Origin of the sequence: Streptomyces sp. NPDC056503 (assembly GCF_042794995.1) — a bacterium.
Classification (GTDB): domain Bacteria; phylum Actinomycetota; class Actinomycetes; order Streptomycetales; family Streptomycetaceae; genus Streptomyces.
On record NZ_JBHTST010000173.1, the window covers coordinates 1 to 15,190 of the forward strand.

Below are 15,190 nucleotides of genomic sequence, written 5' to 3' on the forward strand. Positions count from 1 at the left end.
CCCGGCCGCGGGGGGCACCGGGCCCTTCCGCCGTCGTCCCGCCGGAGTCAGCGGACCGGCGTGCCGGGGCCGCGGGGCGGGACGACCGCGGTCATGGTGGCGGTGTCGACGCAGAGCCCGTCCTCGGCGGCGAGGGTGATCGGGTACTCGGTGGAGACGGGGTGGGCGGGGACGGTCGAGCCGGGAGGCGCATGGCGCCGCCCGCAGGGGGCACCCGCCGCGTGTACGAGGGTCCACGACCACACGGGACAGCGGAAGCAGCGGAAGCAGCGGAGACAGGGCAGACAGGGGACGCCATGTCCACGGCACGCGACATCATGACCCCGGACGTGACCTGCGTCCGAAGCGAGGAGAGCGTGGTCGACGCCGCGCGGAAGATGGTCGAACTCGACGTCGGCGCGCTGCCGATCCTCGGCCCCGACGAACGGCTGAAAGGCATGCTCACCGACCGCGACATCGTGGTGCGGGTGGTCGCCGAGGGCCGGGACCCGGCCGGGTGCACCGCCGGCGAACTGGCCCGGGGCGAGCTCGTCACGGTCGACGCCGGCGACTCCCTGGACCGCGTCCTACAGCTGATGGCCGACCGCCGGATCCGCCGGATCCCGGTCCTCGACGAACACGTCCTGGTCGGCATCATCGCGCAGGCCGACGTGGCCCGCCGCCTCCCCGACAGCACGGTGGGGGACCTGGTCTCCGACGTCTCCCGCGCGCCCGCGCACTGAGCCCCCGGCGCGCGCGCCGGGGGCTCACAGGCGGCGGAGGGCTCCCCGCTCGCGCAGGTCGGGAAGGGTGGGGTAGCCGTCCACGGCCATGATCAGATCGGCTTCGGCGAGGAGGGAGCGGAGGACGTGGACGATGCCGTCCTCGCCGCCCACCGCCAGGCCGTACGCGTACGGGCGGCCCACACCCACGGCGGTGGCGCCCAGCGCCAGGGCCTTCACGACGTCCGCGCCGGTGCGGACGCCCGAGTCGAAGAGGACGGGCAGGCCGTCCGCGGCCTCGACGACGTCGGGGAGGGCGTCGAGGGCGGGCAGGCCGCCGTTGGCCTGGCGGCCCCCGTGGTTGGAGCAGTACACCGCGTCCACCCCGCCGTCGCGGGCGCGGCGCACGTCCTCGGGATGGCAGAGGCCCTTGAGGATCAGCGGCAGGTCGGTGAGGGAACGCAGCCACGGCAGGTCGGCCCAGGTCAGAGGGTTGCCGAAGACGCCGACCCATTCGAGGATCGCCGCGCCGGGGTCCTCCTCGGGCGCCTTGGCGAGCCGGGCCCGGAAGACCGGGTCGGACGTGTAGTTGGCGAGGCAGTGGCCCCGCAGCTGCGGGAAGTTGCTCGCGGCGAGGTCGCGCGGCCGCCAGCCGGTGACCCAGGTGTCGAGGGTGACGACGATCCCCTTGAAGCCGGCGGCCTCGGCGCGCCGCACCAGGCTCTCCGCGAGGTCCCGGTCCGTGGGGGTGTACAGCTGGAAGAAGCCCGGAGTGTCCCCGAACTCCGCGGCGACCTCCTCCATCGGGTCCACCGTGAGGGTGGAGGCGACCATCGGCACGCCGGTGCGGCGGGCCGCGCGGGCGGTGGCGAGGTCGCCGTGTCCGTCCTGCGCGCAGAGCCCGATGACGCCGACCGGCGCCATGAAGAGCGGTGACGGCAGCCGGAGCCCGAAGAGGTCGACGCCCAGGTCGCGTCGGGCCGCTCCGACCATCATCCGGGGTACCAGGCCCCACCGTTCGAAGGCGGTCACGTTGGCCCGCTGGGTGAACTCGTCGCCGGCCCCGCCCGCCACGTACGACACCACCGACGGCGGCAGCGCGGCCGCCGCACGGGCCTCCAGTTCGGCGTAGGTCATGGGGAGACCGGGGAGCACTCCGCCGAGTCCGGCGAGGTAGATCTCGTTCTGGTAGTCGCCGTACCGCCCGCCGAACGCGCCGCTCATCGTGGGCCCCGCCCTTCCCTCGCCGTCCCGGACCGGGCCCGCCCCGGCCGCCGGTGGCGCCCACGGTGCCAGCCCGCGCGCCGAAGCGCCATGGTCGGGCGGAGCCCGCGAGGTGCGCGGGGGCGCGGGCGGACCCGGGCACGGGGACAGGCCGGGGACGCGCCCGGGCGCGGGGGTGTGCCATGGCTCGGGGATGTGCCCGGGCTTGGGTGCGTGTCCGGGCTCGGGGATGTGCCCGGGCTTGGGTGCGTGCCCTGGCTCGGGGACGTGCCCTGGCTCGGGGACGTGCCCGGGCAGGTGCAGGTGGCGGCCCCTGCGGAGTCCGTCCTCCGGCGCCGCCGTGACGCGCTGCCCCCCAGCGGCCCCACGGTCGAGCCTGACGGCCCGAGGGCAGGGCTCGTCCGGCATATTCCGATGCGTCCGGCCGCGGGCCGGTGATGGAATCACCGGATGCGCGGGAACGACGAACGGACGGGCGGCGGCGAGCGGGCCGCCGTGGTCGACCGGGGGCGGTTCGCCGACTCGGTGACGCCCTGGGACGACGTGGGATGGCGGCGGGAGGTATTCGGCTGGGTCGAGCGGGTCCTGGCTTCGCGCGGGCTGGTGGAGGCCGGCGTACGCGAGGTACGGGTGCGCCCCTGGTCGGTCCTCGTCCGGTTCCGCACCGGCGGCGGCGAGCGGGACGCGGTCTGGCTGAAGGCGGGCGCCCCGTCCAACGCCTTCGAGGCCGGGCTCGCCGGCGCGCTCGCCGAGTGGACGCCCGAGCACGTGATGACCCCGCTGGCGGTGGACGCCGGACGCGGCCGGGCGCTGCTCCCCGACGGCGGGCCGCTCTTCCGGGACGTCCTGGACGCGGGCGCGGCCGGACCGGAGGCGTGGACGACGGCACTGGGCCGGTACGGCGAGATGCAGCGGCGGCTCGTCCCGTACGCGTCCCGGTTCTCCGCCCTGGGCGTGCCCGGCGCCCGGACCCGGGAGCTGCCGGACGTCTTCGACGCGCTCGTCGCCAGGAACCCCCTCTTCGACGCCGACGAGCGGGCCGCGCTGCTGCGGCGGCGGTCCCGGCTCGTCGACCTGTGCGCCGAACTCGACGCGTACGGGCTGCCCGACTCGCTCGACCACGGCGACCTGCACGACGGGCAGATCCTGGCCCCGTCCCCCGGCCGCTTCACCTTCTTCGACTGGGGCGACGCCTGCGCCGCGCACCCCTTCGGCAGCCTCCTGGTCCCGGTCCGGGAGGTGCGGCAGCGGTACGGCCCCGAGCACGTGGCCCCGATGGTGGACGCGTACCTGGAGCACTGGACCGGCCTCGGCCCGTCGCCGGCGGAGCTGCGGCGGGCCGCGGTGCTCGCGGTGAGGCTGGCCGCGCTGGGCCGGGCGGGCTCCTGGTTCCGGCTCTTCCCCGGGACCCCGACCGGCGACAGCGAGGAGGCGAGCGCCTCCTGGGTGCGGCAGCTCTTCGCCGCCACCGACGACGAGCTGTGACGGCGGCGGGGCCCGCCGGTCCCGGCGCCTACAGTCCGACGTCCCGCGCCCGCAGGTCCTCCAGGGTCTCCCGCCGGACCAGCAGCCGTGCGGCGCCGTCGCGGACGGCGACGACCGGCGGACGGCCGACGAGGTTGTACGAGGAGGCCATGGAGAGCTGGTACGCGCCGGCCACCGGCACCGCGAGCAGGTCGCCCGGCCGGATGTCGGCGGGCAGGTCGACGTCCTCCGCCAGGAGGTCGCCCGCCTCGCAGTGGCGCCCGGCGACGGTGGTGCGGACGGCCGGGGCGGTGGAGCGGCGGCCGATCAGACGGGGCGCGTACCGGGCGCCGTAGAGGGTGGGGCGGGGGTTGTCGCTCATGCCGCCGTCGACGGCGACGAAGCCGCGCCCGCCGGTCGTCTTGACGGCGAGGACCCGGTAGAGGGCGACGCCGGCCGGTCCGACGACGGCCCGGCCCGGTTCGACGAGCAGCCGGGGGACGGGCAGTCCCGCGGCGGCGCAGCTCTCGGCGAGGGCGGCGCGGAGCCGGCGGGCGAGGGCGGTCGGGTCGAGGACCGGGTCGCCGGGCCGGTAGGCGATGCCGTGGCCACCGCCGAGGTCGAGCTCCGGCAGCGCGACGCCGTGGGCGTCCCTGATCCGGGCCATGAGGCCGACGAGCCGCCGGAGGGCGGTGAGATAGGGCTTGGTCTCGGTGATCTGGGAGCCGAGGTGGCAGTGCAGGCCGGTGAGTTCGAGCTGCGGCTGGTCGAGCACGCGGGCGACGGCGTGCTGGGCGTGCCCGTCGCGCAGGGAGAGCCCGAACTTCTGGCCGTCGGTCCCGGTACGGACCTTGGCGTGGCCGCCGGCGCCGACGCCCGGGGTGACGCGGAGCATGACCTTCTGGTGCCCGCGCGGGCCGACGGCGGCGGCGAGCCGGGCGATCTCGGCGGGACTGTCGATGACGATCCGGCCGACGCCGAGGCGCAGCGCGGTGTCGAGGTCGGCCGGGGACTTGGCGTTGCCGTGGAGGAGGATCCGCTCGGGCGGGAAGCCCGCGGTGACGGCCAGTCCGAGTTCGCCGGCGGAGCAGACGTCGAGGCCGAGGCCCTCCTCGTCGACGAGCCGGACGAGACCGCGGCAGAGGAACGCCTTGGCCGCGTAGTGCACTTCGGCCTCGGGCGCGGGGAAGGCCGCCCGGTAGGTGCGGCAGCGACCGCGGATCTCGTCCTCGTCCAGGACGTAGACCGGTGTGCCGTGCGCGTCCGCGATGTCGGTCAGCGGCACCCCGGCGAGCAGGACCCGGCCGCCGGGCTCCTCGGTGACGGTGGCGGGCCAGACGGAGAACTCCGGTACGCGTTGACCGACTTCGGCTCCGTCGGCTTCTGCTCCGTTGACTTCGGCTCCGTTGACTTCGGCTCCTTCTACATCGGCTCCGTGAGGCGTCGTGGCGGGGGCGGTGGGGCCGCCGGGGTCGCGGGGCGTCGCGGGGGACGACAGGTCGACGGCGGTCATGCGGCGGCCCTCCTGGCGGCCGGGTCGAAGCGGCGCGCGCACGGGGTGCCGGGGCGTACGTATGCGGGGTCCTGGGCGGAGGCGGGCGTCGGGGCCGGGGCGGGAGCAGGCGTCGGGGCCGGGGCAGGGGCCGGCGGGAGCCCGCACGCGGGTGCCGGCTCCCGCGCCGCGGTGAAGGGTGCCGTGAGGACCGGGTCGACGGTGAGGACGTGGACGCCGAGCGGGCGGACGAGGGCGCGCAGGGCGGCTTCGGAGAGCGGGATCCAGGCCTGCTCGGCGCCGAGGGTGGCGCGGAGCCGTTCGGGGGTGGTGAAGGCGACGGCCGTGCGAGCGCCGACGGGCGTGCGGTAGAGGCGGGTCGTGACGCCGTGTCCGCCCGGCCGGACGGGCACGCAGAGGCGTCCGGCCGGGGCCGGTTCGACGGGTTCCGGGTCCGTGGGCTCGGGGGCCGGGCCCGCGGGAGCCCGGTCGTCGGCGTGCGGGGTACGGGGCATGGGGTCCTCCGGGACGGTTCGGCCCCGACGGCGGTTCACCGGGGCGCGTCCTGGCAGCTTTGCCCGCCTCGGGGCGGGGAGTCCGCGTCCCTGACGCGGTCCTGACGCCGGACCGGTCGACTCTTGACGCGATCGTCACGCGCCGTCCCCGGCCGACGGGCGGCCGGGGCGGCGGCCGGCCTGGGGCAGGGGCGGGCCCATCCGCACAGAAGGAGATGTAACGGCTGCTACATTTCGCCGCGTGACAAGGAAAGAGCACACCGTCCGCTGGCTGATCCTGGTGGTCAAGCTGCCGTCCGAGCCCTCCCGGCACCGCGTCGCCGTCTGGCGCGAGCTGCGCAAGGTCGGCGCCCTCTCGCTCGGGCAGGGGGTCTGGGCCGTCCCCGACGTGCCCGCCTTCGGGGGCGGGATGACCCGAGCCCTCGAACTCACCGAACGCGCCGGCGGTGAATCGATCCGCCTCGACGCGGCCGGGCGCGGTCCCGAGGACGCCACCCGCTTCGCGGCGCTCTTCACCGCCGCGCGGGAGGACGACTGGACGGAGTTCCTCGCGGACTGCGGGAAGTTCGAGGAGGAGATCGCCAAGGAGATCCGCACAGCCAAGTTCACCCTCGCCGAGCTGGAGGAGGAGGAACAGTCCCTGGAGCGGCTGCGCCGCTGGCACCGGGACCTGACGGCCCGGGACGTCTTCGGCGCCCCCCTCGCGGGCAAGGCCGGCGAACGGCTCGCGCACTGCGTCGCCGTCTGCGAGGAGTACGCGGAGCTGGTCTTCCGCGCACTGCACCAGGCGGGCGGTGAGGAGCAGTGACGAGGGAGACGAACGGGATACCGGAGCCTCCGGGGACGCCAGAGGCGTCCGGCGCAGCCGGGGCGTCCGGCAGTCCCCGGACGCCTGAGGCGGTGGACTCGCCGGGCATGCCGCCGTCCTGGCGGATGTGGCCGCTCTACGCCGCCGGCTTCACGACCGCCTTCGGCGCCCACGGTGTCGCCGCCGTGCTCGGCGGCGACACCGACGACATCGTCGGCTCGCTGCTGATGCTCGGCACGCTGCTCGCCCTCTACGACGGGGCCGAGGTCCTGCTGAAGCCGGTCTTCGGCTCACTCGCCGACCGGGTCGGCGGCCGCCCGGTGATGATCGCGGGCCTGATCGGCTTCGCCGCCGCCTCCGCCGCGTACGTCGTCGCCGACAGTCCCGGCTGGCTGTGGGTCGCGCGGCTCGGCCAGGGCGCGGCCGCCTCCGCCTTCTCGCCGTCCGCCTCCGCCCTGGTCGCCCGGCTCAACCCGGCGGCCAAGCACGGGCGCGCCTTCGGCTCGTACGGCTTCCACAAGTCGATCGGCTACACCCTCGGCCCGCTCCTGGGCGGCGCACTGATGTGGCTCGGCGGACTGCGGCTGCTGTTCGGGGTGATGGCGGTCCTGGCCGCGCTGGTCGCCGTGTGGGCACTGCTCGCGGTACCTCCCGTGCCGCCGCTGCCCCGCCGCCGCCAGACCGTGCTCGACCTCGCCCGCCGCCTCGCCGATCCGGTCTTCCTCCGGCCGACGGCGGCGCTGGCGGCGGCGACCGCCGCCCTGTCGGTCGGCGTCGGCTTCCTGCCGGTGTCCGGCGCCGCCGCCGGGTACGGCACGGTCGCCACCGCCGCGGCGGTCTCCGCCCTCGCCCTCACCGCCGCCGTCGTCCAGCCGAAGGCGGGGCGGGCCCTCGACGACGGGCGGCTCACCACGGGCCGGGGCCTCACGACCGGCCTGCTCGTCACCGCCGCCGGCCTCGGCTGCGCGGTCGTCCCCGGACTGCCGGGCATCCTGCTCGCCGCGGTCCTGATCGGCGCCGGCACCGGCCTCGTCACCCCGCTCGGCTTCGCCGCGCTCGCCTCCTCGACACCGCGGGAGCGCCTCGGCCAGACCATGGGCTCGGCCGAACTCGGCCGCGAGCTGGGCGACGCGGGCGGTCCGCTGCTCGTCGCGGGCGTGGCGACCCTGGCGGGCCTCGGCCCCGGCTACACCGCGCTGGCGGCCGTCATCGCCGTCGGCCCGCTGATCGGACTCGCCCGGTCCGGCCGGGGGCGTACGGCTCCGCGCACGGCGGGGGCGGGGGACGCCGGCTCCGCGGCCTGACCGCTCTCGCACCCGCGCCGATACCCGTCCACGGGTCGGGCGTCGGTACGGGTGCCGACGTGCGCCGGGATCGATCGGGTCATCACCATCGCGGCCACGGCTGGTGAGTGACGGTCGGGGAACGTGGCGGTGGACGGCGCCGGTGGCCGAGGGCGCACAGGAGGGCGAGCCCGACGAGCTCGACGGACCGGGCCGGGCACGGGCGGACGCCCCGGCCCGGCATGCCGGTTGTGCCTGCCCTGCGCTGGCACTTGGTGTCTCGCTCCCCTGGGGGGCTCGGGCCGCGCCCATCGGACCTGGATACCGGGGAGGGGTATGATATGCCGCGAGGCGCAGGGGCCGTCGCGGGTCGTCGACGCCCCGCGGCGCGGATGGCACCGCGTGCCTGGTGGGCGGGGACCGGGAAGTCGGCTGGACGGAGGGCCCGGGAAGCTGGAAACCTCGGCGGTTGAGGACCTGATCACCGGTCCCGTACGTGCGCCGCCGCGAGGGGAGCGTGGCGCGGGCCCGTGATCGTCGCGTCCTCGAAGGCGCGTCCGCCGCACCCGTACGCGCCGGTACCGCGAGGAGGAGGACCACCGATGACCGCCGCCCGGGAAGAACGGCTCCAGCTCGACGCCGCGAGCGTCGACAACGCGCGCACGACGCTGCTTCAGCTCCTCGCGCGGGCGGGGGTGTACTCCGGCGACGCCGAGGAACTGATCGGCCTCGTCGAGGCGGGCGCCCTCGCCGTCGCGCGCGAGGAACTGGCCGGCACCGGACGCCAGGCCCCGCCGGGAAGCGGCGAGCCGTACGCGGCGGGCTGGCGCGACGGCTCACGGGCCGTCACCCAGGGGCTCGCGGGCCTCGCCGACCGCGCGCTGGGCGCGGCCGTCGCCGAGGACGCCGACGCGGAGGCGGAGGCCCGGCCGCGGGTCGGCCGGATGGAGGTCGAGCGCGCCAAGGTGGCGGTCGTACCGCTGTACCTCTCCTTCTCCGAGGAGTCCGACCTCGACCCCGAGGTCACCGAGCAGGTGCTCGCCGCCGCGCTCGCCACGATGGGCGCCCGGCAGCGGGCGGCCTATCCGGGGCGGCTGACGTCGTTCGCCGCCGACAACCGCCCACACCTGGAGCGGCTGTACGCCACGTACGGCCCGGGCAGCGCGATCGCCATCCACGGCCGCTACACCCTGGTCCACTCCCCCACGAGCCTCGCCGTCCTCGAACGGCTCGCCGCCCGTCCGGCGGAGCTGCGGGAGAAGTGGGACGCGGCCGAGCTTCCCCCCGCCTGGCTGGACGGGCTGACGCGCGCCTGGGACGCGACGGCCTGACACCCGGCGAAGGGGCTCGCGGGCTCACCGGCTCACGGGCCGGCGGGTGTGAGAGCGGTGGCCGGTGACGGCTGCGGGTGAGGGGGCCCGTGCGGGCCGGGGAAGGGGTGGAGGCGTACGGGGTGGGGTCCGGCGGCCGTGTGCCGTTCGGCCCACGCGGTCATCGCGGCGCGGCAGGCGTGGTCCAGGTGGTGCAGCCCGGACAGGTCCACCTCGACGGGCCGGTCCCGGGGCAGCGCTTCGAGGGCGTCGAGGAGCTTCGGGAGCCGGAGGAAGGTGGCACCGCCGCTGAGCCGGACCCGGAGCACCCCCTCCGCCTCGGCGGCCGTCCCGTCCGGCGCGTGCCCGGCGGGGTGGGACGACGTGCCCACCGCCGTCGGCGGCTCGTCCACGTGGTCCACACGCAGGTGCGAGGCGTCCCAGGCGGCCTTGGCCACGGCGAGTCCGAGTCCGGCGAGGACCCCTTCGAGCATGCCGACCGCGACGATCGCCGCCGCCGTCGTGCCGAGGATCGCCGTCTCGCCCCGGTGGCCGCGCCAGAGGTCGGCGACCGCCCGGAAGGGGATGAGTTTCCAGCCGGCGTGGACCAGGATCCCCGCGAGCGCCGGCAGGGGTACGTACGCGAGCGAGCCGGGCAGCAGCGCGGCGAAGACCAGCAGCCAGACGCCGTGCAGCACCCGGGAGGCGCGGGTACGCGCGCCTGCCCGGACGTTGGCGGAGCTGCGGACGATCACGGCCGTCAGCGGCAGAGCGCCGAGGAAGCCGCAGAGGGTGTTCCCGACTCCCTGGGCGAACAGTTCGCGGTCGTACTCGGTGGGCGGCCCGTCGTGCAGCCGGTCCACGGCCGCCGCGCTGAACAGCGACTCGGCGGAGGCGATCAGCGCGAAGGCGAGGACGGTCCCGAGGACGGCGGGCTCGCCGAGCAGGGAGAAGGCCGCCGGGTCGGGCGGGCGGACCGCCGCCAGGACGCCGTCGACGCGGACCGCCTCGACCGGCAGTCCGGCGAGGAACGTGACGAGCCCGGCGAGGAGGACGGCGACCAGCGCCGCCGGGAAGGCGCCGGCGCGGCCGGGCAGCCGGGGCCAGACGACGATCACCAGGACCGTCCCCGCGGCGACGGCCACGGAGGCGGCCGCCGCCGGGTCGGTGAGCGCCCCGGCGAGCGCGGCCGGCAGCGCGACGAGCCGGGCGAAACCGCCGTCCGGGGCGGCGACGCCGGCGGCGGCGTACAGCTGGCCGGCGACGATCACCAGGCCGATCCCGGCGAGCATGCCCTCCACGACCGAGAGCGAGATGGCCCGGAACCAGCGCCCCCAACGGAGTACGCCCAGCACCGTCTGGACCAGCCCGGCGGCCAGCACGATCACCCCGAGCCCGGCCGCGCCGAAGGTCCGCACCGATTCCAGGACGAGGACGGTGAGCCCGGCGGCGGGCCCGGAAACCTGAAGGCTGCTGCCGCGCATCAGGCCGGTGACGAGGCCGCCGACGATGCCGGTGACCAGACCGAGTTCGGCGGGGACGCCGGAAGCGACGGCGACGCCGACGCACAGCGGCAGGGCGACGAGGAAGACGACGAGGGAGGCCCCGAAGTCCTGGCGGAGGTGGGGAGGGAGGCGACGCGGCCCCCCGGACGGCGGGCTGGACGGCATGCGGAAGAACCCCTCACGGTCGGGCTGCGATCGGGTGGGTGGGCTGGAGACGCGACACGGCGGTGCGGTGCGGTGCGAGGTGGGGTGGGGTGGGGTGGGGTGGGGTGGGGTGGGGTGGGGTGGGGTGGGGTGGGGTGGGGTGGGGTGGGGTGGGGTGGGGTGCCGAAGTACGGTGCGGTCCGGGGCGCGCGGGGGCCTGGTGGCACGGCGGCGCGGGGCCATGGGCCCGAGCCCGGGATCAGGCGGCGGCGGGGGTGTCGGCCGCAGGGTAGTGGGGGCGGGTGCACGAGCGGCGGCGCCGGGTCGCCGGGGGCGGGCTTCCGGCCGGAAGCGAGCGGTACGTGACGCGAACCGCCGCCGGACCGGCGCGGGGGCTCTCCGGCACGGACGGCGCGTCGGCCGCGCGCGCCGCTCACTCGGACACCGGCGGGGCGCGCGCCGGGACGGAGACGGGCGCCGGCCGTCGCGGGCGGGTTCCCCCATGGGGGGTCGTACGGCGGATCCCGCGGCGGAACGTAGCCCGCGGGGGAAGCGCCTCCGAGCTCCGAGTCCCTGGATCCGAGTTCCTGGATCCAAGAACTGGGATCCAGGATCCGACCTCCGAGTTCTTGGATCCGGGATCCAAGAACCGGGATCCGAAATTCGAGCTTCTGGATCCGATATCCGAGGTTCTGGATCCAAGATCCCGGATCCTCGGGGATCGGCAGGCCGTACGGGGTGCGCGTGCAGGCAGGAGACGGCTTCGCGGGGTGGGTGCGATGCGTCACAAGGGGGCTCGGCGGGGCCCTACCCGGTAGCGCGAAGGGCGGGGGACGCACATAGGGTGGCGGCATGCCCAGAACTTCCCCGGCCCTTGCCCTCGACGCCCTCCTCGACGGCAACCGTCGCTTCGTCTCGGGCACGCCCGAGCACCCGAACCAGGACGCCGCCCGTCGTACGGAGCTGGCGCCCGGCCAGGACCCGTTCGCGGTCATCCTCGGCTGTTCCGACTCCCGGCTCGCGGCCGAGATCATCTTCGACCGGGGGCTCGGCGACCTCTTCGTCGTCCGCACCGCCGGGCACGTCCTCGGCCCCGAGGTCCTCGGCAGCGTGGAGTACGGGACGAGCGTCCTCGGCGCGCGGCTCGTGGTCGTCCTCGGCCACGACTCCTGCGGCGCGGTCGCCGCGGCCCGCGCGGCCGTGGAGGAGGGCTTCGCCGCGAACGGCTTCGTGCGGGACGTCGTGGAGCGGGTGACGCCGAGCATACTGGCGGCCCGGACCGCCGGTCTGACCGCGGACAGCGACATCATCGACGAGCACATCCGGCACACCGTGGACCTGCTCCTGGACCGTTCCCGGCTGCTGTCCGAGCAGGTGGCGGCCGGCGAGATCGCCGTCGTCGGCCTCGGTTACGAGCTGGCGGGCGGCAGCGCCCGCCTCGTGACCACGCGCGGGGCCGTGGTGGAGGAGGGCACTCCGGCGTGACGTCCCGCTTCGACTGCTCCGATCCGGCGGCCCGCGCGGCGGGTCTCGACGAGGCCGTGGCCGCGGTGCGCCGCGGCGGGCTCGTCGTCCTGCCGACGGACACCGTGTACGGGGTCGGGGCGGACGCCTTCGACCCGAAGGCGGTCGCCTCGCTGCTGGCCGCGAAGGGCCGGGGCCGTCACAAGCCCTCCCCCGTCCTGGTCGACTCGGCGGCCGCGCTCGGCGAGCTGACCGACGAACTCCCCGACGCCGCAAGGGCGTTGATCGACGCCTTCTGGCCGGGCGGCCTGACCCTGGTGGTCCGCCACCGGGCGTCGCTGGACTGGGACCTGGGCGAGACGGGCGGCACGGTGGCGGTCCGGATGCCGGACCATCCGCTCACCCTGGAACTCCTCGCGGCCACGGGCCCGTTGGCGGTCTCCAGCGCCAACCTGACGGACCACCCGTCGCCTCAGGACTGCGACGCCGCGCAGACGATGCTCGGCGGGTCCGTCGCGGTGTACCTGGACGGTGGGCGCACCGCCGGCGCGGTCTCGTCGTCGATCGTCGACCTCAGCGGCGAGCGGCCGGTCCTCGTCCGTGACGGCGTCCTGCCGGTGGCGGAACTCCGCGCGCTCGTGCCGGACCTGATCGTTCCCTGACTCCTCCGCCCGCCCCCGCTCCCCCGGCCCCGGCCCCGGTCCGACGGAATCTCCGTTGCCCGGGCCCGGGGCCGTCGCTACGGTTTCGTCCCATCGACGTGTAGCTCAGCAGCAGAGCGCCGGGCTCGGGACCCGGAGGGCGCGGGGGCGGCACCCGCCACGTCGGCTCATGAACACGCACGCTGATCAGCAGCCTCCGATGTCCCCACCGCCCGCGCGGTCGACGCAGTCGACGGCGCCGACGCTCTTCAGTCCCTCCCCCGATCATGTCCGGCGGCAGCTGGCGCGGGCCTTCACCACGTCCCTCACCCATGCGGACCCGGCGACCCGCGAGCGGGCCGGGAAGCGGGCGCGCGGCTGGCGGGACGTGCTGGCGGGGATGGCCTCCGGCACGCTGCGGGTCGGTTCCCGTACGCCGGTGGCCGGGTACCCCGCCTGGGTGACGCCCGAGGTCCTGCACGGCGGCTTCGCGACCGGTTCGGCGCGGGCCGGCGGTCCGCTCCGGGAGTTCGAGGCGGAGGCGGCTTACCACGCCGGAGTGCCCGCCGAGCGGGCGGCGCTCTTCGCGTACCACCTGACCGAGCCGGGTCTCGCCGCCCTGTGGGAGCTGCTCGACTCGGGCCGCTACGAGGTGAGCCTGCCGGAGGAGGCGGCGCTCCTGACGGTGGCCTGGCTGGTGCGGGCCGGCGAGACGGACGCGGCGGTCGGACTGGTCGAGTCCTTGCGGCCGTTCGCGGACCGGCTGCGCTTCCTCCCGCGGCCGACGGAGCGGCCCTCGGCGGCGCGCGCCGCGGAGCGCCCCGCGGGGCTTCCGGCGCCGGAGGCGGGCGCGGTGCACCGCTCCACGGTCGAGCAGGCGCGTGGCGCCCTGACCGCCAGGGCGCCGAAGCACGCCGTGGAGGCGCAGCGCGAGGCGCTGAGCGTCTGGCGTCCGTTCGCCGACGAACTCCTGGGTCACTGGGTGGAGTTCACCGGCCCTGAGGGGGTCGTGCCGGCGGGCGTCGTACCGGAGGGGGCGTGGCTGACGCGGGGGCGGGAGCTGCTCGACCGGTACGCACGGCTGCTCGCCGCCCATCCGCTCACGGGCCGGCACCGGAGGCCGGGGAGCAACGAGGGGATCCTGCGCGGCGCGTTGGCGGAGCTGACGTCCGGGCGGGAGCTGGACGCGCGGTGGGCCGGGCTGGTGCGGGTGGCGGTCACGGGGATGGTGCGGAAGCGGGGCCTGCCGGGTTCCGGGCGGCACACGGCGCTGCGGGGCAGGCAGGCCGCTCAGGCCGCGCTCCCGGCGCATCACGCGCTGGCGCACTTGGTCGCGGAGCGGCTGGCCGCCCTGCCGCAGGAGTCGGGGGTCGTCGGCGTGGCGCCGTTCGTGGCGCCGGTGACGGCGGCCGAGGAGCTGCGCACCGGCCTGCCCGAGGGCGCCGAAGTGCCGTCGTCGGTACGGCGGGTGGTGGACGGGACGCGCAGCGCGCCGCTCGGCACCCTGGTCGCGTCCGGGATCGTGCCCTCCGCGGAGGCCATGGCCGAGCTGGTGCCCCAGCTGGTCGCGGCCGAGCGGGCCGCCGTCTACCGGGACCCGGAGCTGCGGACGCTGATGGCGGCGAACTACCGCGCGTTCCGCGGCCGCCGCTCCCTGCTGCTGGTCGACCTCGCCCGCCAGGTGGCTCCGGAGGAGCTGCCGTGGGTGCGGGCGGTGGACGGGCACGCGGAGGGCGACGACGCGACGCGGAGCTCGGCGGCCGCGGCGGCGCGGACCCTGGCGGAGACCGCCGTGGAGCACTTCCCGGGCACCCTGCTGCCGAACCCGCTGGTACGCGAACTCGGCGCGCTGCTCGCCGCGTCGGGGCTGGACGCGCCGCTGACGGAGGAGCTGGCGGCGGACATCTTCATGGGCCGGTTCAGCGGCAAGTTCCTCGCCGCGGCAGGCATCGCGGCCGAACTCCTGGGCGGGGGTTCGCTGTACGAGCGGTACTACGGCATCGACTACGCGGAGCTGGGCGCCTTGGCCGCGCGGCGGACCGGGTCGGCCGGCGGCGGGCGCGGCGACCGGGGCGGGAACGACGAGGCGCTCAAGGAGTTCGCCCGGCTGTGCCACGCCCGGGCGGGCCGCGAGCGGGGCCACGACTCCGTCGCCGGACACGGCATGGTGATCGAGCAGGCGCAGATCCTCACCACGCACAACCTGGCGACGCTGGTGCGGCGGGTCGGCATCGCGCCGGAGCCGGGCTGGGCCGAGGCGGCGCGCCGCTGCTTCGGCGCGGTCCGCCGGCTGACGGAGCGGGCGCGGCGGAGCCCGTACCCGCTGACGGGGCTGAAGGACGCCGCGTACGCCTGGCGGCAGATGGTCTTCCACCTGTCGGTGTGCGGGGAGGCCGAGCGGGCCGAGGTGCTGGCGTGGCTGCCGGTGGAGGCGTCCCGCCACCCGCTGGTGGCGTCGCGGCTGGCGCCCGCTCTGCTGGGCCTGCGGCATGTGGCCGAGGGCGGCGTCTTCGACGCCGAGGGGTCGGCCCGGGCGGGGCGGGCGCGTCGGCTGACGGGGTGGTCCGTCTCGGGGCACTGGCTGCGGCCCGATCCGTGGAAGTGACGTGACCGTGCCCCGGCGCCCCGAGGGGCGAGCC

13 protein-coding genes and 1 tRNA gene are annotated in these 15,190 nt (G+C 76.4%); 9 read left to right on the forward strand and 5 right to left on the reverse strand.

Annotation, left to right across the window (positions count from 1 at the left end; all coding sequences use genetic code 11):
* Positions 1 to 47: 47 nt before the first annotated feature.
* The gene (locus tag ACFQ8C_RS33380) at positions 48 to 245 is read right to left on the reverse strand and encodes a hypothetical protein (protein WP_383465115.1); all 198 of its coding nucleotides are present in this window, start codon (positions 243 to 245) and stop codon (positions 48 to 50) included.
* 51 nt (positions 246 to 296) lie between these two features.
* On the opposite strand from ACFQ8C_RS33380, the gene ACFQ8C_RS33385 reads away from it, so the two are divergent.
* Positions 297 to 722 (forward strand): CBS domain-containing protein, encoded by a 426-nt coding sequence (locus ACFQ8C_RS33385; RefSeq protein ID WP_383465117.1) that lies wholly within the window; start codon positions 297 to 299, stop codon positions 720 to 722.
* A 24-nt stretch (positions 723 to 746) separates the two neighbouring features.
* Here the strand turns inward: ACFQ8C_RS33385 and ACFQ8C_RS33390 are convergent, their stop codons facing one another.
* Positions 747 to 1,925 carry an alpha-hydroxy-acid oxidizing protein gene (locus ACFQ8C_RS33390; RefSeq protein WP_383465119.1) on the reverse strand — a complete coding sequence of 393 codons (1,179 nt, stop codon included), beginning with the start codon at positions 1,923 to 1,925 and terminating at the stop codon, positions 747 to 749.
* Positions 1,926 to 2,375: 450 nt separating this feature from the next.
* Here ACFQ8C_RS33390 and ACFQ8C_RS33395 point away from each other — a divergent pair, with 450 nt between their 5' ends.
* A complete protein-coding gene (locus tag ACFQ8C_RS33395) occupies positions 2,376 to 3,410 on the forward strand; it encodes an aminoglycoside phosphotransferase family protein (RefSeq protein ID WP_383465121.1) in 1,035 nt (344 codons plus the stop codon).
* Positions 3,411 to 3,438: 28 nt separating this feature from the next.
* Here the strand turns inward: ACFQ8C_RS33395 and lysA are convergent, their stop codons facing one another.
* Together lysA and ACFQ8C_RS33405 are read right to left on the reverse strand one after the other, a co-directional pair.
* Complete coding sequence (gene lysA / locus ACFQ8C_RS33400) at positions 3,439 to 4,902, reverse strand: diaminopimelate decarboxylase (protein ID WP_383465122.1); 1,464 nt, start codon at positions 4,900 to 4,902, stop codon at positions 3,439 to 3,441.
* Positions 4,899 to 5,396 carry an SAV_915 family protein gene (locus ACFQ8C_RS33405; protein WP_383465123.1) on the reverse strand — a complete coding sequence of 166 codons (498 nt, stop codon included), beginning with the start codon at positions 5,394 to 5,396 and terminating at the stop codon, positions 4,899 to 4,901. Before ACFQ8C_RS33405 ends, lysA begins: the two co-directional genes overlap by 4 nt.
* 241 nt (positions 5,397 to 5,637) lie before the next feature.
* Here ACFQ8C_RS33405 and ACFQ8C_RS33410 point away from each other — a divergent pair, with 241 nt between their 5' ends.
* From ACFQ8C_RS33410 to ACFQ8C_RS33420, 3 genes are all read left to right on the forward strand, one after another.
* Positions 5,638 to 6,204, forward strand: coding sequence for a Chromate resistance protein ChrB (locus ACFQ8C_RS33410; RefSeq protein ID WP_383465124.1), 567 nt, complete (start codon positions 5,638 to 5,640; stop codon positions 6,202 to 6,204).
* Positions 6,205 to 6,329: 125 nt separating this feature from the next.
* Positions 6,330 to 7,508, forward strand: a complete 1,179-nt coding sequence (locus tag ACFQ8C_RS33415) for an MFS transporter (protein ID WP_383465135.1) — start codon at positions 6,330 to 6,332, stop codon at positions 7,506 to 7,508.
* A gap of 581 nt (positions 7,509 to 8,089) precedes the next feature.
* The gene (locus ACFQ8C_RS33420; protein ID WP_383465126.1) at positions 8,090 to 8,818 is read left to right on the forward strand and encodes a hypothetical protein; all 729 of its coding nucleotides are present in this window, start codon (positions 8,090 to 8,092) and stop codon (positions 8,816 to 8,818) included.
* Positions 8,819 to 8,850: 32 nt separating this feature from the next.
* On the opposite strand, the gene ACFQ8C_RS33425 is transcribed toward ACFQ8C_RS33420, so the two are convergent.
* Positions 8,851 to 10,467, reverse strand: a complete 1,617-nt coding sequence (locus tag ACFQ8C_RS33425) for a SulP family inorganic anion transporter (protein ID WP_383465127.1) — start codon at positions 10,465 to 10,467, stop codon at positions 8,851 to 8,853.
* A gap of 831 nt (positions 10,468 to 11,298) precedes the next feature.
* On the opposite strand from ACFQ8C_RS33425, the gene ACFQ8C_RS33430 reads away from it, so the two are divergent.
* From ACFQ8C_RS33430 to ACFQ8C_RS33445, 4 genes are all read left to right on the forward strand, one after another.
* Positions 11,299 to 11,931 (forward strand): carbonic anhydrase, encoded by a 633-nt coding sequence (locus ACFQ8C_RS33430; RefSeq protein ID WP_383465129.1) that lies wholly within the window; start codon positions 11,299 to 11,301, stop codon positions 11,929 to 11,931.
* Positions 11,928 to 12,572, forward strand: coding sequence for an L-threonylcarbamoyladenylate synthase (locus ACFQ8C_RS33435; RefSeq protein WP_383465131.1), 645 nt, complete (start codon positions 11,928 to 11,930; stop codon positions 12,570 to 12,572). The genes ACFQ8C_RS33430 and ACFQ8C_RS33435 overlap by 4 nt, the downstream gene beginning before the upstream one ends.
* Before the next feature lie 94 nt (positions 12,573 to 12,666).
* A tRNA-Pro gene (locus tag ACFQ8C_RS33440) sits at positions 12,667 to 12,738 on the forward strand.
* A gap of 33 nt (positions 12,739 to 12,771) precedes the next feature.
* On the forward strand, positions 12,772 to 15,156 hold the full coding sequence (locus ACFQ8C_RS33445; protein WP_383465133.1) for a hypothetical protein: 2,385 nt from the start codon (positions 12,772 to 12,774) through the stop codon (positions 15,154 to 15,156).
* The last annotated feature ends 34 nt before the right edge of the window (positions 15,157 to 15,190 follow it).